Here is a 20,331-nt window from a genome sequence, read left to right on the forward strand (position 1 = left end):
TCGCGATGAAGAAAAACGCCATCTGCATGCAATATCTCCGCGCAAAGAAAAACGGGCGCCGAAGCGCCCGTTTCTCGTTGCATCGCGAAACCGCCGCGGATCAGTAGCGGTAGTGGTCCGGCTTGTACGGACCTTCCACCGGCACGCCGAGGTAGCCGGCCTGGTCGGCGGTGAGCGTGGTCAGCTTCACGCCGATCTTCTCCAGGTGAAGGCGCGCGACTTCTTCGTCGAGCTTCTTCGGCAGGATGTAGACCTTCGGCTCGTACGCGTCCTTGTTCGCCCACAGGTCGATCTGCGCGAGCGTCTGGTTCGAGAACGAGTTGGACATCACGAAGCTCGGGTGGCCCGTGGCGCAGCCCAGGTTCACCAGGCGGCCTTCGGCCAGCAGGAAGATCGAGTTGCCACCCTTGAAGGTGTACTTGTCGACCTGCGGCTTGATGTTGAGGCGGACCGCGCCGGACGCGGCGAGCTTGTCGACCTGGATCTCGTTGTCGAAGTGGCCGATGTTGCAGACGATGGCCTGGTCCTTCATCTGCGACATGTGCTCGAGCGTCAGCACGTCCTTGTTGCCGGTGGTGGTGACGTAGATGTCGCCACGGCCCAGCGTCGATTCGACGGTGTTGACCTCGAAGCCTTCCATCGCCGCCTGCAGGGCGTTGATCGGATCGATCTCGGTGACGACCACGCGTGCGCCGTAGGCGCGCAGCGAGTGCGCCGAACCCTTGCCGACGTCGCCGTAACCGCACACGACAGCGACCTTGCCGGCCAGCATCACGTCCATCGCGCGCTTGAGGCCGTCGGCCAGCGACTCGCGGCAACCGTAGAGGTTGTCGAACTTGCTCTTGGTGACCGAGTCGTTGACGTTGATCGCCGGCACCAGCAGCGAGCCGGCTTCGGCCAGCTGGTACAGGCGATGCACGCCGGTGGTGGTCTCTTCCGAGACGCCCTTCCAGTCGCGCACGACGGTGTGCCAGAAGCCCGGACGCTCGGCGTGCACCTTCTTGAGCAGGTCCTTGATGACCTGTTCCTCATGGTTGCCCGACGGCGTGTTGACCCAGTCGCTGCCGTTCTCGAGCTCGTAGCCCTTGTGGATCAGCAGGGTGACGTCGCCGCCATCGTCCACGACCAGCTGCGGGCCGAGGAACTTGTCGGCGCCGCTGCCCGGGAAGGTCAGCGCGGCGAGCGTGCAGTCCCAGTACTCCTCCAGCGACTCGCCCTTCCAGGCGAAGACCGGGGTGCCGGACTTGGCGATGGCGGCGGCGGCGTGGTCCTGCGTCGAGAAGATGTTGCACGAAGCCCAGCGCACGTCGGCGCCGAGGTCGCGCAGCGTCTCGATCAGCACCGCGGTCTGGATGGTCATGTGCAGCGAACCGGTCACGCGCACGCCCTTGAGCGACTGCGCGGCGGCGTACTTCTTGCGGATGGACATCAGGCCCGGCATCTCGTGCTCGGCGATGTCGATCTCCTTGCGGCCCCAATCGGCCAGGGAGATGTCGGCGACCTTGTAGTCGCCTTCGGTGGAGAAGGTCTTGATTTGCGCGTTCATGTGCTGCTCCGTTGTTGGAAGCCGATGCGTGGGGCATGGCTTGCATTAACGGGCGCCGTTGATACGTATAGCCTCTCGCCGAGCCTGGCCGTGGTCGGGAGCGGAGTAACTCCGCGCAAGCCGCCGGTCGCAGCGCCCCTCGGCGGGGCAGACGGCAATTCTATCGTTTCTCCGGCCGGGCCGGCCAACAGAACAGATGAATGAACGGGGCATCCTGCGCGCCAGAATGCCCCGTGCTCCATGTGAAGCCGCAGCCCGATCGATACGCGATGCCGATAGCCTGCGCTCGGCGTGTCCGTCGCATGGCCGGACACACCGCAGGCCGCCTCAGCGCGGCTTGACCGCCACCTTGAGGACGCCATCGCGCTGGTTGGCGAACAGGTCGTAGGCGGCCACGATGTCGTCGAGCTTGTAGTGGTGCGTGACCAGCGGGCCCAGATCGACGCGCCCGGATTCGACGATGTTCAACAGCCGGCGCATGCGCTCCTTGCCGCCGGGACAAAGCGCGGTGTTGATCCTGTGATCGCCAAGGCCGGCGGCGAACGCCGACAGCGGAATCTTCAGGTCGCTGGAGTACACGCCCAGGCTGGACAGCGTGCCGCCGGGCTTGAGGATGCGCAGTGCCGATTCGAATGTGCCCTGGGTGCCGAGGGCTTCGATCGACGCGTCCACGCCGCGTCCTCCGGTGAGCTTCATGATCTCGTCGACCACATCGCAGTTCTTGAAGTTGAGCGTGACGTCGGCGCCCATCTTCTTCGACACCGTCAATCGCTGGTCGTTACCGTCGATGGCGATGATGGTCGACGCGCCCATCAGGCGTGCGCCGGCCGTGGCGCACAGGCCGATGGGCCCCTGCGCGAACACCGCGACGACATCGCCGATCCGGATGTTGGCGTTCTCCGCACCCTTGAAGCCGGTGGACATGATGTCGGGACACATCAACACCTGCTCGTCGGTGAGGCCATCGGGGATCGGCGCAAGGTTGGCCTGAGCGTCGGGAACCAGCACGTACTCGGCCTGGGTGCCGTCGATCATGTTGCCGAAGCGCCAGCCGGCGGTGGCCTTGTAGCCGTGGCAGCCGCAGCGACCACTCGGGATCAGGTAGCTGCCGTCCTGCGAAGGAAACCCGTCCATCGCCGCATAGGAATTGAAGTTGGGGCAGATGGCGCCGGCGATCACGCGCTGGCCTTCCGTGTAGCCCACCACCGCGCTGCCCAGCTTCTCGATCACGCCGACCGGCTCGTGTCCGATCGTGAGGCCTTTGGCGACCGGATACTCGCCTTTCAGGATGTGGATGTCTGTGCCGCAGATCGTCGTGGTGGTGATGCGGATCAGCGCATCGTTGGGGCCCACATCGGGGATCGGTTTGTCGATCAGTTCGATGCGGCCGGGTTCGACGAACACGGCGGCTTTCATCATGGCGGGCATGGTGGGTTCCTGCGAAGGGGGAACCTGATGCTACGCGCGGGTGCAGGTGGGACGGCTTGCGTCGGCGCCCGCATCTGCTTTGCAAATCCGAGTGTTCTTGCGTGCAGATGTTGCATGGAAGCGTTGCCGCAGCACAGGTGCCTGGCAATCCCTGTGATCCACGCTGCCAGCGCAGTCGCGCGGCCAAGGTCCCAAAAGAAAACGGGCCGCATCGCGGCCCGTTCTCATCTGCATCGAGCGCCCCGCAAGAGGCGTCGCGCTTTACTTCAGCTTCGCGTCGGCGCGCAGCTGCTCGGCCTTGTCGGTCTTTTCCCACGAGAAGGCGGTGGCGGTGTGCTTCTTGCCAGCGGCGTCGACGTAGGTGACTTCCTTCGGCTTGCGGCCGAAGTGACCGTAGGCAGCCGTTTCCTGGTAGACCGGGTGGATCAGGTCGAGCATCTTCACGATGCCGTACGGACGCAGGTCGAAGTGCTTGCGGATCAGCTTCTCGATCTTCTCGTCCGGGATCTTGCCGGTGCCGAAGGTGGTGACCGAGATCGAGGTCGGCTCGGCCACGCCGATGGCGTAGGAGACCTGCACTTCGCACTTGTCGGCCAGGCCGGCGGCGACGATGTTCTTGGCGACGTAGCGCGCGGCGTACGCAGCCGAACGATCGACCTTCGACGGATCCTTGCCCGAGAACGCACCACCGCCGTGGCGGGCCATGCCGCCGTAGCTGTCGACGATGATCTTGCGGCCGGTCAGGCCGCAGTCGCCCACCGGGCCGCCGATCACGAAGATGCCGGTCGGGTTGATGTGGATCTTGTTCTTCGGCAGCGACTCGAGCCACTTCTTCGGCAGCACCGGCTTGAGGACGTGCTCGTACACGCCTTCGACCAGGTCCTTCTGCTTGATGCCCGGATCGTGCTGCGTCGACAGCACGACGGCGTCGAGGCCGGCGACGTTGTGGTTGGCGTCGTAGCGCAGCGTGACCTGCGACTTCGCGTCCGGACGCAGCCACGGCAGCGGCGAGTTCTTTTTCTTGCGGATCTTGGCCTGCTGCTCGACCAGGCGGTGCGAGTAGTAGATCGGGGCCGGCATGAATTCCGGCGCCTCGTTGCAGGCGTAGCCGAACATCAGGCCCTGGTCGCCAGCGCCCTGTTCTTCCGGCTTCTTGCGATCGACGCCCGCGGCGATGTCCGGCGACTGCTTGCCGAGCATGTTGATGATCGCGCAGGTGTGGCCGTCGAAGCCGACGTCGGAATTGTTGTAACCGATCTCGTTGATGACGCGGCGCGCCAGCGACTCGATGTCGACCCAGGCGGACGTGGTCACTTCGCCGGCGACGATCGCCGCGCCGGTCTTCACCATCGTCTCGCAGGCCACGCGCGCGCGCTTGTCCTGCGCCAGGATGGCGTCGAGAACGGCGTCGGAGATCTGGTCGGCGATCTTGTCCGGATGGCCTTCGGACACGGATTCGGAGGTGAACAGGTAGCTGGACATCGAGGTCAATATCCCTTGATTCGGATGAAAGGATGGCCGCGCATGATACAGGCTCGTGGCGGTCGGCGCATTGTGCGTCATTCAGGTGTTGTCGCCGAGTTAAGTAGCCCCCTCTCCCGACGCGCTTGCGCGCGTCGACCTCTCCCACAAGGGGAGAGGTAAAGGCCCATCGCGGTAGTGCCACCGCTTGTACCCTCTCCCCTCGCGGGAGAGGGTCGGCCGCCGCAGGAGGCCGGGGAGAGGGCGCTGTCACCGTCCTGACCCGAAATCGCCATCGCGGTGTCGCGGCCCGGTCCCAGCCTTGCCCGGCGAGACGCCCCGCCGGGGTGAAGCGTCCCGCCGCATGCCACTCGAACGCCGCCTGCAAGAACGCTTCCCGCACTGGTTCCGGGGCCGCCGGGCCAGCGTGGCCCAGCCGCTGCTGCGGACCATCGGCCGATGGTCGCGCTTCGACCAGGTCGAGGCGTTCCTGCAGGCCAACGGCCACCTGCGCGATTTCGATTTCGTCGCCGCCGGGCTGGACCACCTGCAGGTGCGCTACGTCGCCGACGCCGACGAGATCACCCGGATTCCCGCGCAGGGTCGGCTGCTGATCGTCGCCAATCATCCTTCCGGCGCGATCGACGCGCTGGCGCTGCTGGACGTGGTCGGGCGCGTGCGCAGGGACGTGAAGATCGTCGCCAACGACCTGCTGTCCGCGCTGGACCCGCTGTCCGGCCTGCTGCTGCCTGTGCGCGTGCTCGGTGGCAGGCCCGGCGCGCAGAGCCTGCAGGCGATCGAGGCGGCGCTGCACGCGGAGCAGTGCGTGATCGTGTTTCCCGCTGGCGAAGTCGCGCGGCTGGGCCTGCGCGGCGTCACTGACGGACGCTGGCGGCGCGGCTTCCTGCGCTTTGCGCGCTCGTGCGATGCGCCGGTGTTGCCGGTGCGGATCGAGGCGCGCAATTCCGCGCTGTTCTACGGTGCCTCGGCGCTGTTCAAGCCGGCCGGCACCGCGCTCCTCGCGCGCGAGATGTTCGCCCGCCGCGCGCACCGCGTCGCCCTGCGCATCGGCCGCCCGCTCGCGCTGCCGGCCGATGGCGATCCGCAACAGTTGCTGCGTGAAGTGCGCCGCGAACTGTTCTCGCTCGGCCGTCGCCGCAACGATGCCCCCACGGTGGCCGCGCCGACCGGGCCCGCGCCGCTGATCGACGCGCTCGACACCGGCGCCGTGCGCGAGGGCGTCGAAGCGATGGCGCTGCTCGGCCGGACCTTCGACGGCAAGGAAATCCGCGCCGGACGCCTCGCGGCAGGCGCGCCGCTGCTGCAGGAAATCGGCCGTCTGCGCGAGCTGACGTTCCGCGCGGTGGGCGAGGGCACCGGCCAGCGCCTCGATGTCGATCTCTACGACAGCTGGTACGAACACATCGTGCTGTGGGACGCGCAGGTGGCGAAGATCGCCGGCGCGTACCGGCTCGCGCGCGGTGCAGCCATGCTCGCCGAGCGCGGACTCGCGGGGCTCTACACCGCCTCGCTGTTCCGTTACGCGGACGACGCGGTCGTGCGCCTGGCGCAGGGCATGGAACTGGGACGCAGTTTCGTCGCGCCGGACTACTGGGGCAGCCGCAGCATCGATTACCTGTGGCAAGGCATCGGCGCGTACCTCGCGCGGCATCCGTCGGTGCGCTACCTGTTCGGGCCGGTTTCGATCAGCGCCGTGCTGCCGGAACCCGCGCGCGAGCAGATCGTCGCCTACTACGCGCGCTACTACGGTACCGAACAGACCTGCGCGGTATCGCGCCAGCCGTTCGTCTACCGCGAAGCGCCGCCGCAGTTCGGTGAGGTCGATGCCGTCACCGCGTTCGGCGTGCTGCGCAACAACCTCGATGCGCTCGGCGCCACGCTGCCGATGCTCTACAAGCAGTACACGGAACTGTGCGAACCCGGCGGCGCGCGTTTCCTCGCCTTCGGCGTGGACCCGGCCTTCAGCGATGCGGTCGACGGGCTCATCGAAGTCGACCTGCACCGATTGCGTCCGAAGAAGCGCGACCGCTACCTCGGCGCGTCGGTCGCCGCGGCGGGTTCCGCATGACGTCGCTGCCGGCACCGCTGCCGCGCCATCGTGCGGTATTCGTGTCCGACGTCCATCTGGGTTCCAAGCATTGCCACGCGGCGGAGTTCGCCGATTTCCTGGGCGGGCTGCGCTGCGATCGCCTGTACCTGGTCGGCGACATCGTCGACCTGTGGTGGATGGCACAACGTCGCGCGCGATGGAACGCCGCGCACAACCGCGTGATCGAAGCGCTGCACACTCTGCGCCGCGCCGGCACCGAGATTGTCTACGTGCCCGGCAACCACGACCGTCCGATCCGCCAGTTCTGTGGCCTGTCGCTGCCGCGCATGCGCGTGCGCCGACGCGCGGTGCATGTCACCGCCGACGGCCGCCGCCTGCTGGTGATCCACGGCGACGACTACGACGGCATCACCCATTTCGGCGGCCTGCAGGAGCGCTTCGGCGACTGGCTGTACTACCGCATCCTCACGGGTAACCAGTGGCTCAATCGCGCGCGCCGCCTGCTCGGTCGTCGCTACTGGTCGCTGGCGGAGTTCCTCAAACGCCAAAGCGGCGCGGCTGAACGCTACATCGAACGCTTCGTGCAGGCCGGCTTGGACGATGCGGTACGACGCGGCCTCGACGGGGTGGTCTGCGGCCACATCCATCGCGCGACCCTGCTGCAGCGCGACGGCCGGATCTATGCCAACGACGGCGACTGGGTCGAAAGCCTCACCGCGCTGGCCGAGGACGTGGACGGCACGCTGCGTCTGCTCGCACATACCGGCGAGACGCTCGCGATCGTGCCGCCGCGTGCGCAGTTAGGCATGCAGGCGGCACTGCTCGACGCCGCCTGAGCGTCGCGTGCCGATGCGCGGGCCGGCCGCGTAGCATGCGTGCATGGACTCGCTGACCCAGATCCTGCTCGGCGCCGCGGTCGCCGCCGCGATCGCGCCGCCCCGGCATCGCCGCGCCGCGCTGCTCGCCGGCGCGGCCCTGGGTACCTTGCCCGACCTGGACGTGCTGCCGGTGAACCTCATCACCGCCGATCCCGTCGAACGCATGACCTGGCACCGCAGCGCGAGTCATTCGCTACTGGTCCTGCCGTTCGTCGCGTGGGCGATCTGGGCGTGGTGCCGGAATCGCGGTGGCCGTGTCGCGCAGGATCCGCGACGCTGGTTCTGGGCGATCCAGGCGGCGCTGCTCACCCATCCGGTGCTCGATGCCTTCACCGTCTACGGCACGCAGCTGTTCTGGCCGCTGCCGATGCGCCCGGTGATGTGGTCGAGCGTGTTCATCATCGATCCGCTCTATACGGTCTGGCTGCTGATCGCCTGCGTGTTCGCGTGGTTCGCGCGCGAACGCGCGTCTGCGCGGCCGGTGTTGTTCGCGGGGCTGGCGCTGAGCTCGCTGTACCTGGGCGCGTCGTTGTGGGCCAAGGCACAGGTCGAACGCGAGGCCGAGCGCGCGCTGGCGCGCTTGAACCTGCAGGACGCACCGCGATTCTCGGTGCCGATGCCGTTCAACATCCTGCTGTGGCGCGTTGTGGCGATGACGCCGGATGGCTTCGTGGAAGGGGAGCGTTCGCTGGTGGCCGACCGTGGGCCAATGCGCTTGCGCGAGTACCGTTCCGACGTGATTGCGCTGTCGCAGGTGTTCGATTATCCCGCCGTGCAGCGGCTGGACTGGTTCAACCGGGGATTCATGAAAGCGGAAGTGCGCGAGGATCGGCTCGTGCTGTCGGACCTGCGCATGGGGGTCGAGCCGGACTACAGCTTCCGTTTCGCGGTCGCGCGTCGCGACGGCGAAGGTTGGCGCGAGATCGCGCCCGAGCAGCTGCAATGGCCGTGGAATGCGAGCCGGCGCCTGGGCTCGATGTGGGAGCGGATCTGGCGTGAGCCAGAGGATGCATCCGCGGGTGGCGATGCGATCGCGCGGCCACCATATCCGACGGCGAACGACGCCGACGCATCGCGCTGATCCTGCCGCCGGGCCGCGCGAATCCACGCGGCCCGGGATGGCCTCAGGCCTGGGTCAGGCCTGCTGCCACGCCCGCGTGCGGCATCACAGCGCCTGGTCTTCGGAAGTCACGGTGCGACGGATCTGCACGATGTACTCGTGGCCGTCCTTGTCGCGCAGTGCCACCGACTCGCCATTCATCAGGCGCTCGTAGTTGTCCTTGCCGACGGCACGGATGAACTTGTCGTACGCACGATCGTAGGTATACACGTACTCAGCGAATGCGGTACGCGCGCCTAGAACCATCTGCACCTTGCGCTCGGTGAGCCCGGTGACCTTGGACAGATCGCCGATCGGGTCTTCGGCGGCCCATGCCGGGGCCGATGCGGCCATCGCCAGGGCGATGAATGCAATCTTGGCTTTCATGACATGCCTCCTGGGGTCGCCGAGGCGCTGCGGTGGATCCGCAGTGGGGGAACGCCCCGACGCTGTCAGGTTGTCGTGTGGCGTGTCGAAAAACATCTACCAAAGGGGCCTGTTACTAATGGCCTGCACCGCTCGTCGCGATGCGCATGCATGCATACGCGCGTCATGCATGCGATGTCCGCGTGATGGTTTCATGCGCAATCTTCGCGTCGCGCGAACGAAGGCGAAGCGTTGCATCCGTGCGATCAATAGACCGTCGCGCGCGCCTGTATGAAGGCGTAGAAGAACACCGCGTTCGGGTCGTTCTGTACCTGGTGCATTTCACGACGCATGCCATCGACGACGTCCTGCGTGACGCGTCCGGCAGCGAGCAGTTGATCCGCCGCCGAGAGCAGCAACTCCTCCCAGAACGCGATCATCGTCTTGCGTCGCGCCGGTTCGCGATTGTCGAAGTAGAACGTCTTGACCTGCGTGGTCACGTCGCGGAAACCACCGGCGAGCAGCATGTTGCCGAGCTTCGCACCGATGAAGGGATCGCCGCCGCTCTCGTACTGGAAGTCGTTGAACGCCATCCAGTAGCGCCACACGTTGGGCGAGTACGGATCGAGCAGGAACGAGGAGTTCATCACCTCGGTGATGTACACCGGCGATCCCGGCGCGAGCACGCGGCGCACTTCGTTGAGTACCCGCGTCGGCGAGGGTACGTGTTCCAGCACCCAGCACAGGAACGCGGCGTCGAAGCTGCGCGGTTCGAAGGGAAGGTTGGTCGCGTCGGCGCTGTGCAGTTCGTAGCGGTCCTTCAGCCACGGCATCGCGCCGAGGTTGGCGCGCGCGGCGGCGAGTTGCGCTTCGTTGAGGTCGACGCAGCTCACATGCACGTCGGGGAAACGGCGCAGCAGGATCTCGGTCTGCGCGCCGACGCCGCTGCCGACCTCGAGCAGACGCCGCGCGCCGCTGTAGTCGATGTCGTGGAAGACGGTCGTCTCGGCCAGTCGCGCCTGCTTCATCAGGCGAGCCTGTTCGGTCGGCGAGAAGCCGTGCAGGTACGGGAAGTCGGAGCAGGACGAAGTGGACATGGCGCGCATCCGGCAGAGGACGTGCCGATGCTGGCACATCGCGACTTCAGGACGTGTGTGCGCCGATCAGGCCGCGGCGGGCAGCGACGGCACCACGCCGGCGATGAGCGCGTCGAAGTAGTCGCGGGTCAGTCGCAGCTGGTCTTCGGCGGACTCGGCGCGATTGGCCACGCTGCGGAAGGCGGCGTTCTCAGGGCGGTCCTTCGCGTACCAGCCCAGGTGCTTGCGCGCGATGCGCACGCCGGAGGTCTCGCCGTAAAACGCGTGAAGGTGCTCGAGATGGCCGAGCAGCACGTCGCGCACGTCGGCCAGTGTCGGTTCGGCCAGCGTCTCGCCGGTGGCGAGGTAGTGCGCGATCTCGCGGAAGATCCACGGCCGGCCCTGCGCGGCGCGACCGACCAGTACGGCGTCGCATCCAGTGCGTGCGAGCACCTGCGCCGCCTTGTGCGGGGAGTCGATGTCGCCATTAGCGAACACCGGGATCGACAGCGTCGACTTCACTTCGGCGATGGTGTCGTACTCGGCCATGCCGGTGTACTGCTGGTCGCGCGTGCGGCCATGCACCGCGAGCGCTGCGATGCCGGCGCTTTCGGCGATGCGGGCAATGTCGAGTGCGTTGCGCTGGTCGGCTGCCCAGCCGGTGCGGATCTTCAGCGTGACCGGCACGTCCACGGCCTTCACCACCGCATCGAGGATGCGCGCGACCAGTGCCGGCTCGCGCATCAGCGCCGAGCCCGCCCAGGCGTTGCACACCTTCTTCGCGGGGCAGCCCATGTTGATGTCGACGATCTGCGCGCCGTGGTCGACGTTGTAGCGCGCGGCATCGGCCATCACCTCCGGCACGGTACCGGCGATCTGCACGCTGATCGGCGCGGGCTCGCCGTCGTGGTCCATGCGATGGCGCGACTTGGCGGTGTTCCAGAAGCGCGGGTCGGAAGTGGTCATCTCCGACACGCACAGGCCGGCACCAAGGCGCTTGCACAGCACGCGGAAGGGTTTGTCGGTCACGCCGGCCATCGGCGCGAGGATCACGCGTGGAGCGATCTCGTAGGGCCCGATGCGGAAGGAGGCGTTCGACATGGGCCCATTGTAGCGGCGGCGTGGTGGCGGCCCCTCGGACGGCGGTCAGCGCCCGCGCCGGCGGCGCCAGAACAGGAAGCCGGTGACCAGCAGGAACGCGGGCAGCAGGCCGGTGAAGGCGGTGATCCATTTCATCGTGGTTCCGCCGACCGCGCCGATGTGCAGCGGATAGAACGCCTGGCTCATGCGCATGCCGAGCCGGTGCGACGTCGCGTCGAACGCCTGCACCACGCGGCCGTCGCGCGACAGCGATACGGTGCTTCGACCGACCGGGTGCCACTCACCGTTCGCCTGCGCGCGGAAGCCGACCACGCCTTCGTCGGGATCGGGCACCGACACGCGCGCGAGGCGAGCGTCGGGCAGGGCAGTGCCGGCGTGGGCGATCGCGTTCGTCCAGTCGATCGGCGTACTGCTTGCGGGCAGTTCCGGTTCCTTGACGTTCTTGCCGCCGAAGGTCGCGACCAGCACTTTCTGGAACCCGCGCGAATAGACCATGCCGACGCCGGTGAATGTCGTCAGCAGCAACAGCGGCAGCAGCACCACGCCGATCGTGCGATGCCAGGTGAGCCATCGACGCACCGGTGGCCCCGCGTGCATCTTCAGCTGCGACAGCATGCGACCGCGACGCGGCCACCACAGGTACAGGCCGATCAGGATCAGCGCGAGCGAGATCCAGCCGAAGATGCCCAGCATTTCCTTGCCGGCCTTGCCGCCGAGCAGTTCGACATGCCATTCGTGCAGGAACAGCAGCACGTCGTCGTGGTGGCTGCGATACAGCAGCAGCGTGCCGTCCTCCGGCGCGAAGTACTGGCGATGGCCATCCTCGAAATACGCCTGCCACACGGGAAGTTCCGCGCGCGGCAGGTCGAGCGAGCGCATGCCTTCCGGGGCCCATCGCGCGATCAGTGCATCAAGTACGCGACCGTCGGCGACGGGCTCATGCTGCGCGAGCTGCGGATGCTGCAGCTTGAGCAGGTCGACATGGAACACCAGCACCGTGCCGGCCAGCGACACCAGTGCGAAGGCGAGGCCGACCGTCAGGCCCGTCCACAGGTGCAGCCACGACAGCACTGCACGCACGCGCCGTTTCGTCGGCGCGCGCGTGGGTGCGATGGTCGTGGCCATGTCCATCGGAACGGTGTATCAGAACCGGTGCGACCAGCCTACCGTCAGCACGCGGCCGCGACCGGCGGTGTAGGTGTCGTTGCGCGGCGTGGTCTGCGAGTAGTAGGTCACGTACTGCTCGCCGGTCAGGTTCTCGATGCCCACGTTCAGCGCACCGACCGGCAGCTGGAAGCGCGCCTGCAGGTCGAGCGTGGTGTAGCCCTCGAAATCGTTCTGCGGCTGCGGCACGCCGCGCAGGTCGAATTCGCGGTCGAACGAGTGGCTGGCCTGCAGGCGGCTGGAGATGCCCGGCGTCCAGACCTGGTCCCAGAACGCGGTCACGCGGTCCGGGCTCACGTTGATGCCCGGCAGGTCGCTGTCGACGCGGTCGTCGCCGTTGCTGTCGTAGCGACCGTCGGTCTGCGCGTAGGCCAGGCCGATACGGGTGGCGTCGGTGAACTGGTAGGCCACGTTGGCTTCGTAACCGTCGATCTCGGTGCGTTCGCGCACGACGTTGTAGGTCTGCGTGGCGTTGTCGAAGGCCAGGCGCGAACCGAGGTCGGAGTCGGACCAGTACGCGGCCACGTGCACCAGCCAGCGGCCGTTGTCGTAGTCCAGGCCGATTTCCTGGTTATCGGCGATTACCGGCTGCAGGTCGACGAGGTTGTCGACGCTCTGGTTCGGCTGGGTGATCGCGCGCAGTACGCGGCCGATGTCGGCCACGGTGTAGCCCTCGGAGTACGAGGCGTACAGCTTCAGCGTATCGGTGACTTCCCACACGGCACCGAAGTTCGGCAGCGTCTCGCTGGTCTCCGGCGAACCGCCTTCGACGAAGTAGCGCGTGCCGTGGATACCCGGGGTGAGGCGCTGGTCTGGAATGGTCAGGTAATCGTCCACGTCGAGCTTGCCGCGCTCATGGCGCACGCCGCCGGTCAGCATCACCGAATCGGTGATCCACCATTCCAGCTGCACGAACGGCGACACGGATTCGTACGTCGTCTCTGGCACCCAGTCCATGTTGGCCAGGACGAGTTCCTGCGAGGTCGTATCGCGCGCGAGATCGAGGCCAAGGGTGGCGCGCAGGCGCAGGCCGAACAGATCGCCGCGCGACCAGCTGAACTTGCCGCCCAGCTTCTCCGACACGTTCTGCGACTGGTCGAACCAGTTCGGATCGCGGTTGTCGCCCCAGAAATCGCCCCAGTAGCTGCCACCGTAGAGCGCTTCGAAATCGACCCAGTACAGCTGCGCCTGGAAGTAACCGCCGGCGAGCGCCTTGTCGGTGTAGTCCAGCGTGAACGAGGTCGAACGGTTGCGCGGGCCTTCGCCCTCGCTGCCGCCCGGCGCGGACGTCGCGAGCTGGCCGGTGGCGATGTTGCCGTTGACTGCGTGGTAGTCGTTGTTGCCCTGCAGCTCGTAACGGTTCGCGCTGGCCTGCAGGCGGCGGTCTTCGTCGATGTTCCAGCCGGCCTTGGCGAAGAGGTTGTAGGTTTCCGAATCCATCAGGTCGCCCTGCACGTCGTTGACCGCGATCGAATCGCCGTCGCCGTCGTAGTACAGGCCTTCGCTGGCGTAGGACGCGCCGCCGACGAAGTCGAACGCGCCCTTGCGCGTGCCGAACAGGTACGAGGCGCGATAGCCCGTGCTGTCGCTCTCGTGCGGCAGCGCGGTGCTGGCGGCGACGCTGACGTCCTGGAACGTATCGCCGTCCTGGCGCGGTGCGCGCTTGGTGATGATGTTGATGATGCCGCCCGACGCGCCCAGGCCCTGCAGCGCATTGGCGCCGTGGATGACCTCGATGCGCTCGATCATCGACGGATCGATGGTGTGGCCATCGCGACCACCGTCGCGCAGCGGCGTGGATTGCGGCACGCCGTCCACCAGGTACAGCGGCTTGCGGCCACGCAGCGTCTCGCCGCTGTTGGTCAGCTTCTGGCGCGACGGCGCGAACGACGGGATCAGGTTCGCCAACACCTGCGAGATGTCCTGGGTCAGCGCGAGCTGCTGCTGCAGCTGCTTCTGGTCGATCACGGTGATGGTGTTGGGCAGCGCGGCTTCCGAATCCGGAATGCGGCTGGTGCTGGCCGAGACGGTGACGCGGTCGATGTCGACGGCATCCTCTGCGTGGGCGACGGGTGCGACGAGGACGGCCAGCAGGGCGCTGGCAAGCAGGTGGCGACGGGGCATGGGGAGGTCTGGCGGAGGATTCAGTCCGCCATGTTAATGCGAAGCATTCTCGTTTGATAGCCCGAGACATCCCACAGGCCACGAAAACGCCACTTTCCTGACGAAGATCAAGCCGCCATGCGGCCCTCAGTCGAACCGGGCGCGCACTTCCGCGTCGTGCGGCATCGAGGCTGCGGCGCCAGCGCGCTCGGTCGAGAGCCCGGCGTAACGGCTGGCGTAGTGCAGGTGTTCGGCGAACGCCGCGTCCGGATGGCGGGCCCACGACGCCGCGAACGCGCCGTTGAACGCATCGCCTGCGCCGGTGGTGTCCTGCGGCTGCACCTGTGCGGCGGCGACTCGGTAGTGCGCGCGTGCATCGCGATGCAGGTTGGCGTCCGCATGCGAGACGAAACAACCCGCGGCGCCGAGTGTCACCACCACGGTGCCGTGCGGCAGCAGGCGCCGGCACAGCGCGTGGAGCGCATCGTCGGACTGCATGGCGACGGTGGCGGCATCGACGCGTTCGCCGACGTGCTGCTGCAGCTGGGCGCAGAACTCCGTCTCGTTCGGCGTGATCACGTCCGCCAGCGCCAGCAGTGCCGCGGAGGCGAGTGCATCGGCCGGTGCGGGATTCAGCACGGTCCGCACGCCGGCCTCGCGCGCGATGGAAAACGCGGCCTGCACCGCATCCGACGGCGATTCGAGCTGCGCGAGCACGACGCCCGCGCCTTCAATCTCGTTGCGCTGCGCCAGGACGAACTCCGCCGACAGCTCGGCGTTGGCGCCGGGGCCGATCACGATCGAGTTGCGTCCGTCGTGATCGACGTAGATGCCGGCCGTGCCGGTCGGCGCGGCGCTGGCGAGGTCGTGCAGCGCGATGTCGTCCGCGACGGCGAGCGCACGTGCGAGCTGGCCGCCAAGGTCGTCGCCGAGCGCGCACACGAAGGTCGTGCGCGCGCCCGCACGCGCGGCGGCGGTGGCCTGGTTGAAGCCTTTGCCGCCGGGGCCGGTGTGGTAGTGGCCGCTCAGCGTCTCGCCCGGTCGCGGCAGCGAGGCCACCGTCCACACGTGGTCGACGTTGAAGGAACCGACGACGACGACGCGTGCCTTCATGTCAGCTGCCGAACCAGGTCAGCACGCCGGCGATGGTGGCGGTCATGAAGGTCGCGATCGAGCCGCCCAGCACCGCGCGCAAGCCGAAGCGCGCCAGGTCCTGGCGGCGTTCCGGCGCGAGGCCGCCGATGCCGCCGATCTGGATCGCGATCGAGCTGAAGTTGGCGAAGCCGCACAGCGCGTAGGTGGCGATCAGACGGCCCTGCTCGGTCAGCGTCACGCCCGCGACCTTGCCGTTGACGATGTCGGCCAGCTGCAGGTACGCGACGAATTCGTTGATGACGACCTTCTGGCCGATCAGGCTGCCGACGATGGAGGCGTCCTGCCACGGCGTGCCGATCACCCACGCCAGCGGCGCGAGCACGTAGCCGAAGATGGTGGCCAGGTCGGTCGGCTTGCCGATGGCGGCGGCGATGCCGGTGACTTCGCCGAACCACGTCAGCGGCCAGTTGAGCAGCGCGATCAGCGCGATGAAGGCCAGCAGCATCGCGCCGATGTTCAGCGCCAGGCGCAGGCCGTCGCCGGCGCCGGCAGCGGCCGCGTCGATGACGTTGGCGGTGTTCTTCTCGACCTCCATCTTCACCGTGCCGCGGGTGAGCGGTTCGCCGGTCTCGGGCACGAGGATCTTGGCGATCACCAGCGTCGCCGGCGCGGCCATGATCGACGCTGCCAGCAGGTGCTTGGCGTAGAACGCCTGCTGTTCCGGATCGCCGCCGCCGAGCATGCCCACGTAGGCGGCGAGCACGCCGCCGGCGATGTGTGCCATGCCACCGATCATCATCGTGATCAGCTCGGATTCGGTCATCTTCGGGATGTAGGGGCGTACGGTCAGCGGCGCCTCGGTCTGGCCGATGAACACACTGGCGCAGACGCTGGTGGTTTCCGCACCGGACACGCGCATCACCTTGGTGATCACCCACGCCATGCCGCGCACGATCGCCTGCATCACGCCGAGGTGGTACAGCACGCCCATCAGTGCGGCGAAGAAGATGATGGTCGGCAACACCTGGAAGGCGAAGATGAAGCCGTAGGTGGAGGTGTCCATCAGGTTGCCGAAGATGAACTTGCTGCCTTCGCCGACGAAGCTGAGCACCTTCACGAAACCGTGGCCGATTGCGTCGAACGCGTCCTTGCCGCCCGGCACCAGCAACACCAGCGCGGCGAACGCGATCTGCAGGCTCACGCCGGTGGCGACGAGCTTCCAGTCGACGCGGCGCTTGTTGTTCGAAAACAGCCACGCGATGCCGATCAGCACCGCCAGACCAAACAGGCCAAAGGCCACCCGGGTAATGGCTTCCACTCAGTTCTCCCCTGCAACCGGCGGCCGGCAGCGAGTTCGTTGTCGTTCGAAAAGGATGCGGCCGTGGTCCCTGCGGGGGCGGGTCATGGCGCGGCGGCGGTAGTTTACGCTGCGCGCACGGGGCCGCGGCGCGACCCCGCGGATCGGGGGCCAAGGTTGCGGATGGCCCGGGGATTCGCGCAGGAGGGCATCAGCCGTCGCGCGCGACGACCCGGTTGCGCCCCTGCAGCTTGGCCTGCTGCAGGCGGCCGTCGGCACGGCGCAGCAGGCGCGACAGGTCCGTTCCTTCGTGCGGGAAGCCCGCCAGCCCGGCGCTGAAGCTCAGCGGCACGCTGTCGGCGCCGCGCTCGGGCTCGAACGGGCGCTCGCCCAGCGCACGGCGGATCGCATCGACCCGCTCCCACGCGGTGCCGATGGGCTTGCGCAGCAGCAGCACGAATTCCTCGCCGCCGATGCGCACCAGCCATTCGCCCGGCTCGGCGAGTTCGCGCAGCACCGCGACCACGTGGCGCAACGCGCGGTCGCCGGCGTGATGGCCGTGGCTTTCGTTGATGCGACGGAAGTGGTCCAGGTCGATCAGCGCCAGCGTGAGGCTGTCGCCGTCGTGGCGCACGCTGTCGAACAGGCGCGGCACGCGGTACATCAGCCAGGTGCGGTTGGGCAGGCGGGTCAGGCCGTCGGTGCCGGACATCTCGACCAGCCGCTGCATGCGGTAGACCACCATCGCGGTGATCAGGGTGAATACCATCAGCAGCAGGACGCGCTGGGCCTGGCTGCCCCAGGTGATCGCGCCGTAGTCGCTGGAAATCAGCTGTTCCGGCGACGTGGCCGAGGCGAACACCGCCAGCACCAGCAGTGCGTACTGGCCGATCGCGAGCGCGCCGGCGAACAGCGCGATGCGTCCGTCGCTGCGCGGCGCGGTCAGCACGATGGCGATCACATAGCCGCACCACGCGGTGAGGTTGTTGAGGCCGGCGGGCAGGTGATCGGTGGCGAGCAGGATCAGCAGCACCGTCGTCGCGGTCACATCGAACGCGGACGAGGCGAACGGCAGCCAGCGGAACAGCCGTCGCCGGCGCGCCAGCGTCAGCCACAGGTGGGCGAAGATGTTGATGACGATCGCGCCGCTCAGGCCGATCATCGTGTCTTTCACGCTGCCGCCGCCGAGTGCGTTCGCCACCGGCAGCACCAGCAGCATCGCGGCGATCACCACGCGCAGGCGCGCGACCATCAGCTCGCCGCCGGCGCCGATCTCCAGCATGATTTCGTCCGGCCTCGCCAGCAATGCGGCGATGACGTCGCGGACCCTTCCGCCGGTACCGAGCATCCCGTCCCCCGTGATGGCCTTCGACGGCCGCGCCGAGCATAGCGCGGCCGTGGAGGAGCGGGCAGCCGGGCGTCAGCCGATGCCGCGTACCGCAGCCCAGGCGGCCAGCGCAAGGAACACCACCGCCGCCGTGTAGCGCGCCGCCTTCAGCGGCAGGCGATCGGCCAGCTTGCTGCCCAGCAGCACTACCGGCACATTCGCCAGCAGCATGCCGACGGTGGTACCGACCACGACTTCCCACAGCGGCGAATACTTGGCCGCGAGCAACACGGTCGCGACCTGGGTCTTGTCGCCGATCTCGGCCAGGAAGAACGCGAACGTCGTCGCCACGAACGCGCCATGCGCGGGGATGCCGCTGTCGGCGTCGTCGAGCTTGTCCGGCTTGAGCGTCCACAGCGCGACCGCGAGGAAGCTGCCGGCCACCACCCAGCGCAGTACATCGGGCTGCAGCCACTGTGCGACGAGCGTGCCGAACCAGCCGGCCAGCGCATGGTTGAGCAGGGTCGCGACGAGGATGCCGGCCACGATCGGCCACGGCTTGCGGAAGCGCGCCGCCAGCAGCAGCGCGAGCAGCTGCGTCTTGTCGCCGATCTCGGCGAGCGCCACGGTGCCGGTGGAAACGGCGGCGGTCATCAGAGGGAAGTGTTCCATTGCGACTCCGGGGCCGGGCTTTCGCGTGGACGCGAAAGGCAAACGCCACGCGGCCCGACCCGGCTCATGCCAGTTGCTCGCGCGACGCCTGCCTTCGGTCTTGCCCGTGGTCGCTGGCGACGCACCTTGGTGCGTGGCTGGCTGCCGCTCCCGCGCCATGACCGGCTGGTCAAGTGTGTTGACGCGGATCTCCGCGGACGGGCCGTTCGGGCCGGGCGGCGGAGGGGCTACTCCCCGGAGGAGGAAGTGCGCGCATTGTACAGGCCGGGCGACGCTTGGGGGCGGGGCTAAACTGAACCAAACCGTCCCAGGAGCGTCCCCATGCAATACCGCCGCCTCGGCTCGTCCGGCCTGCAGCTTTCGGCCCTCTCGTTCGGCGCCTGGCTGACCTTCGGGGCCCAGATCGGCCGATCCACGGCCCGCGACCTGATCGCCGCCGCCTGGGACAACGGCATCAACTTCTTCGACAACGCCGAGGGCTATGCCAATGGCGAGGCGGAGAAGGTCATGGGCGACGTGATCGCCGACCTGCGCCTGCCGCGCGACGGCTTCTGCGTGTCGAGCAAGGTGTTCTTCGGCTCTGCGGCAGAGCCGGGCCCGACCCAGCGCGGCCTGTCGCGCAAGCACGTCACCGATGCCTGCCACGCCGCGCTCAAGCGCCTGCGCGTGGATTGCCTCGACCTGTACTACTGCCACCGTCCGGATCCGGACACGCCGATCGAGGAAACCGTCGGCGCGATGGACGCGCTGATCCGCCAGGGCAAGGTGCTGTACTGGGGAACGTCGGAATGGACCGCGGCGCAGATCCGCGAGGCGCACAAGGTCGCCCGCGCGCGCAACTGGTACGCGCCGACGATGGAGCAGCCGCAGTACAACCTGCTGCACCGCGAACGGGTGGAACTCGAATACGCGCCGCTCTACGCCGAGCTCGGCCTGGGCACCACGATCTGGTCGCCGCTGGCCTCGGGCCTGCTCACCGGCAAGTACAACGCCGGCGTGCCGACCGAAGCGCGCCTCGGGCGCGAAGGCCTGGGCTGGCTGCAGCGCACCGTGCTGGGCGGCGAAGGCGAGCGGGTGGAGCGTGCGCGTCGCTTCGTCGCGCTCGCGGGTGAGCTCGACATCGCACCGGCACCGCTGGCGCTCGCCTGGTGCCTGCGCAATCCGCATGTGTCGAGCGTGATCCTCGGCGCGAGCCGGCCGGAACAGCTGCTCCAGAACCTGCAGGCACTGGAGCTGGCCGAGCGCCTCGGCGAGGCCGAATGGCAGCGTGTGGAGGCTGCCGTTGGGTGACGTAGCTCGATCGCGGGGATGTGTTGACACATAAATGAGAATCATTATCATCCGTCGTGAACTCCCGAGCGAGCCACGACCATGTCCCTGCGTCCCACGCTGTTGCAGCTCAAGCCCCGTTCCGACCGCCCGGCGCCGACCCTCGCCGCCGTCGCTGCTCCCGGCCTGCCGCTCGGCGGCGCCCTGGTCGACAGCGACGATCTGCTGCGCGGCAGCCGTGAAGTGCTGATCCGCCACGGCGGCGAGGTCTACCGCCTGCGCCACACGCGCAACGACAAGCTGATCCTCACCAAGTAATCCGTTCCCCGGGCGTGCCGGTCCCGACCGGCGCCCCGCTTTCCGTTCCGCGCGCGTCGA

At 67.8% G+C, this 20,331-nt stretch carries 17 protein-coding genes and 1 riboswitch; of the genes, 5 read left to right on the plus strand and 12 right to left on the minus strand.

Features of this window, described 5'->3' with window-relative positions; genetic code table 11:
- Nucleotides 1–100: 100 nt before the first annotated feature.
- From ahcY to metK, 3 genes are all read right to left on the minus strand, one after another.
- Nucleotides 101–1,546, minus strand: a complete 1,446-nt coding sequence (gene ahcY / locus FOF45_RS10500; protein ID WP_158984614.1) for an adenosylhomocysteinase — start codon at nucleotides 1,544–1,546, stop codon at nucleotides 101–103.
- Between the two features lie 43 nt (nucleotides 1,547–1,589).
- Nucleotides 1,590–1,693, minus strand: a riboswitch (S-adenosyl-L-homocysteine riboswitch).
- 180 nt (nucleotides 1,694–1,873) lie between these two features.
- Nucleotides 1,874–2,974: an NAD(P)-dependent alcohol dehydrogenase gene (locus tag FOF45_RS10505; protein WP_158984616.1), complete on the minus strand. Its 1,101-nt coding sequence runs from the start codon at nucleotides 2,972–2,974 to the stop codon at nucleotides 1,874–1,876.
- Between the two features lie 261 nt (nucleotides 2,975–3,235).
- Entirely contained in the window at nucleotides 3,236–4,456 is a 1,221-nt protein-coding gene (gene metK, locus FOF45_RS10510; protein ID WP_158984618.1) for a methionine adenosyltransferase, read from the minus strand.
- 343 nt (nucleotides 4,457–4,799) lie between these two features.
- On the opposite strand from metK, the gene olsF reads away from it, so the two are divergent.
- The 3 genes from olsF to FOF45_RS10525 are packed head-to-tail and all read left to right on the plus strand — an operon-like array spanning nucleotide 4,800 to nucleotide 8,465.
- Nucleotides 4,800–6,524 carry a bifunctional ornithine lipid synthase OlsF gene (gene olsF / locus FOF45_RS10515; RefSeq protein ID WP_199244469.1) on the plus strand — a complete coding sequence of 575 codons (1,725 nt, stop codon included), beginning with the start codon at nucleotides 4,800–4,802 and terminating at the stop codon, nucleotides 6,522–6,524.
- On the plus strand, nucleotides 6,521–7,342 hold the full coding sequence (locus FOF45_RS10520; RefSeq protein ID WP_158984620.1) for a UDP-2,3-diacylglucosamine diphosphatase: 822 nt from the start codon (nucleotides 6,521–6,523) through the stop codon (nucleotides 7,340–7,342). The genes olsF and FOF45_RS10520 overlap by 4 nt, the downstream gene beginning before the upstream one ends.
- Nucleotides 7,343–7,385: 43 nt before the next feature.
- Complete coding sequence (locus tag FOF45_RS10525; RefSeq protein ID WP_158984622.1) at nucleotides 7,386–8,465, plus strand: metal-dependent hydrolase; 1,080 nt, start codon at nucleotides 7,386–7,388, stop codon at nucleotides 8,463–8,465.
- Nucleotides 8,466–8,549: 84 nt separating this feature from the next.
- Here FOF45_RS10525 and FOF45_RS10530 read toward each other — a convergent pair whose 3' ends face one another.
- From FOF45_RS10530 to FOF45_RS10570, 9 genes are all read right to left on the minus strand, one after another.
- Nucleotides 8,550–8,870, minus strand: a complete 321-nt coding sequence (locus tag FOF45_RS10530) for a hypothetical protein (protein ID WP_158984624.1) — start codon at nucleotides 8,868–8,870, stop codon at nucleotides 8,550–8,552.
- Between the two features lie 245 nt (nucleotides 8,871–9,115).
- Nucleotides 9,116–9,946 (minus strand): class I SAM-dependent methyltransferase, encoded by an 831-nt coding sequence (locus tag FOF45_RS10535; protein WP_158984626.1) that lies wholly within the window; start codon nucleotides 9,944–9,946, stop codon nucleotides 9,116–9,118.
- Nucleotides 9,947–10,012: 66 nt separating this feature from the next.
- Nucleotides 10,013–11,026: a tRNA dihydrouridine synthase DusB gene (dusB, locus tag FOF45_RS10540; RefSeq protein ID WP_158984628.1), complete on the minus strand. Its 1,014-nt coding sequence runs from the start codon at nucleotides 11,024–11,026 to the stop codon at nucleotides 10,013–10,015.
- Between the two features lie 45 nt (nucleotides 11,027–11,071).
- Complete coding sequence (locus tag FOF45_RS10545) at nucleotides 11,072–12,151, minus strand: PepSY-associated TM helix domain-containing protein (RefSeq protein WP_158984630.1); 1,080 nt, start codon at nucleotides 12,149–12,151, stop codon at nucleotides 11,072–11,074.
- Nucleotides 12,152–12,169: 18 nt separating this feature from the next.
- Nucleotides 12,170–14,314, minus strand: a complete 2,145-nt coding sequence (locus FOF45_RS10550) for a TonB-dependent receptor (protein WP_158984632.1) — start codon at nucleotides 14,312–14,314, stop codon at nucleotides 12,170–12,172.
- Between the two features lie 126 nt (nucleotides 14,315–14,440).
- Nucleotides 14,441–15,406 (minus strand): ribokinase, encoded by a 966-nt coding sequence (locus tag FOF45_RS10555; RefSeq protein ID WP_158984634.1) that lies wholly within the window; start codon nucleotides 15,404–15,406, stop codon nucleotides 14,441–14,443.
- Between the two features lies 1 nt (nucleotide 15,407).
- Complete coding sequence (locus FOF45_RS10560; protein WP_158984636.1) at nucleotides 15,408–16,706, minus strand: NupC/NupG family nucleoside CNT transporter; 1,299 nt, start codon at nucleotides 16,704–16,706, stop codon at nucleotides 15,408–15,410.
- 190 nt (nucleotides 16,707–16,896) lie between these two features.
- The gene (locus FOF45_RS10565) at nucleotides 16,897–17,967 is read right to left on the minus strand and encodes a GGDEF domain-containing protein (RefSeq protein ID WP_158984638.1); all 1,071 of its coding nucleotides are present in this window, start codon (nucleotides 17,965–17,967) and stop codon (nucleotides 16,897–16,899) included.
- A gap of 138 nt (nucleotides 17,968–18,105) precedes the next feature.
- On the minus strand, nucleotides 18,106–18,684 hold the full coding sequence (locus FOF45_RS10570; RefSeq protein ID WP_199244470.1) for a TMEM165/GDT1 family protein: 579 nt from the start codon (nucleotides 18,682–18,684) through the stop codon (nucleotides 18,106–18,108).
- 321 nt (nucleotides 18,685–19,005) lie between these two features.
- Between FOF45_RS10570 and FOF45_RS10575 the strand changes: the two genes are divergently transcribed.
- Together FOF45_RS10575 and hemP are read left to right on the plus strand one after the other, a co-directional pair.
- Nucleotides 19,006–19,974 (plus strand): aldo/keto reductase, encoded by a 969-nt coding sequence (locus tag FOF45_RS10575; RefSeq protein ID WP_158984640.1) that lies wholly within the window; start codon nucleotides 19,006–19,008, stop codon nucleotides 19,972–19,974.
- Nucleotides 19,975–20,055: 81 nt separating this feature from the next.
- Nucleotides 20,056–20,271, plus strand: a complete 216-nt coding sequence (gene hemP / locus FOF45_RS10580) for a hemin uptake protein HemP (protein ID WP_158984642.1) — start codon at nucleotides 20,056–20,058, stop codon at nucleotides 20,269–20,271.
- Nucleotides 20,272–20,331 lie beyond the last annotated feature (60 nt).

This window comes from Lysobacter panacisoli, from assembly GCF_009765165.1.
Taxonomy (GTDB): domain Bacteria; phylum Pseudomonadota; class Gammaproteobacteria; order Xanthomonadales; family Xanthomonadaceae; genus Lysobacter_J; species Lysobacter_J panacisoli.

What these genes read in the sequence shown, in the direction of transcription:
- ahcY (WP_158984614.1), bottom strand. Translation starts at nt 1,546, where the DNA reads ATGAACGCGCAAATCAAGACCTTCTCCACCGAAGGCGACTACAAGGTC.
- FOF45_RS10505 (WP_158984616.1), bottom strand. Translation starts at nt 2,974, where the DNA reads ATGCCCGCCATGATGAAAGCCGCCGTGTTCGTCGAACCCGGCCGCATC.
- metK (WP_158984618.1), bottom strand. Translation starts at nt 4,456, where the DNA reads ATGTCCAGCTACCTGTTCACCTCCGAATCCGTGTCCGAAGGCCATCCG.
- olsF (WP_199244469.1), top strand. Translation starts at nt 4,800, where the DNA reads ATGCCACTCGAACGCCGCCTGCAAGAACGCTTCCCGCACTGGTTCCGG.
- FOF45_RS10520 (WP_158984620.1), top strand. Translation starts at nt 6,521, where the DNA reads ATGACGTCGCTGCCGGCACCGCTGCCGCGCCATCGTGCGGTATTCGTG.
- FOF45_RS10525 (WP_158984622.1), top strand. Translation starts at nt 7,386, where the DNA reads ATGGACTCGCTGACCCAGATCCTGCTCGGCGCCGCGGTCGCCGCCGCG.
- FOF45_RS10530 (WP_158984624.1), bottom strand. Translation starts at nt 8,870, where the DNA reads ATGAAAGCCAAGATTGCATTCATCGCCCTGGCGATGGCCGCATCGGCC.
- FOF45_RS10535 (WP_158984626.1), bottom strand. Translation starts at nt 9,946, where the DNA reads ATGTCCACTTCGTCCTGCTCCGACTTCCCGTACCTGCACGGCTTCTCG.
- dusB (WP_158984628.1), bottom strand. Translation starts at nt 11,026, where the DNA reads ATGTCGAACGCCTCCTTCCGCATCGGGCCCTACGAGATCGCTCCACGC.
- FOF45_RS10545 (WP_158984630.1), bottom strand. Translation starts at nt 12,151, where the DNA reads ATGGCCACGACCATCGCACCCACGCGCGCGCCGACGAAACGGCGCGTG.
- FOF45_RS10550 (WP_158984632.1), bottom strand. Translation starts at nt 14,314, where the DNA reads ATGCCCCGTCGCCACCTGCTTGCCAGCGCCCTGCTGGCCGTCCTCGTC.
- FOF45_RS10555 (WP_158984634.1), bottom strand. Translation starts at nt 15,406, where the DNA reads ATGAAGGCACGCGTCGTCGTCGTCGGTTCCTTCAACGTCGACCACGTG.
- FOF45_RS10565 (WP_158984638.1), bottom strand. Translation starts at nt 17,967, where the DNA reads ATGCTGGAGATCGGCGCCGGCGGCGAGCTGATGGTCGCGCGCCTGCGC.
- FOF45_RS10570 (WP_199244470.1), bottom strand. Translation starts at nt 18,684, where the DNA reads ATGGAACACTTCCCTCTGATGACCGCCGCCGTTTCCACCGGCACCGTG.
- FOF45_RS10575 (WP_158984640.1), top strand. Translation starts at nt 19,006, where the DNA reads ATGCAATACCGCCGCCTCGGCTCGTCCGGCCTGCAGCTTTCGGCCCTC.
- hemP (WP_158984642.1), top strand. Translation starts at nt 20,056, where the DNA reads ATGTCCCTGCGTCCCACGCTGTTGCAGCTCAAGCCCCGTTCCGACCGC.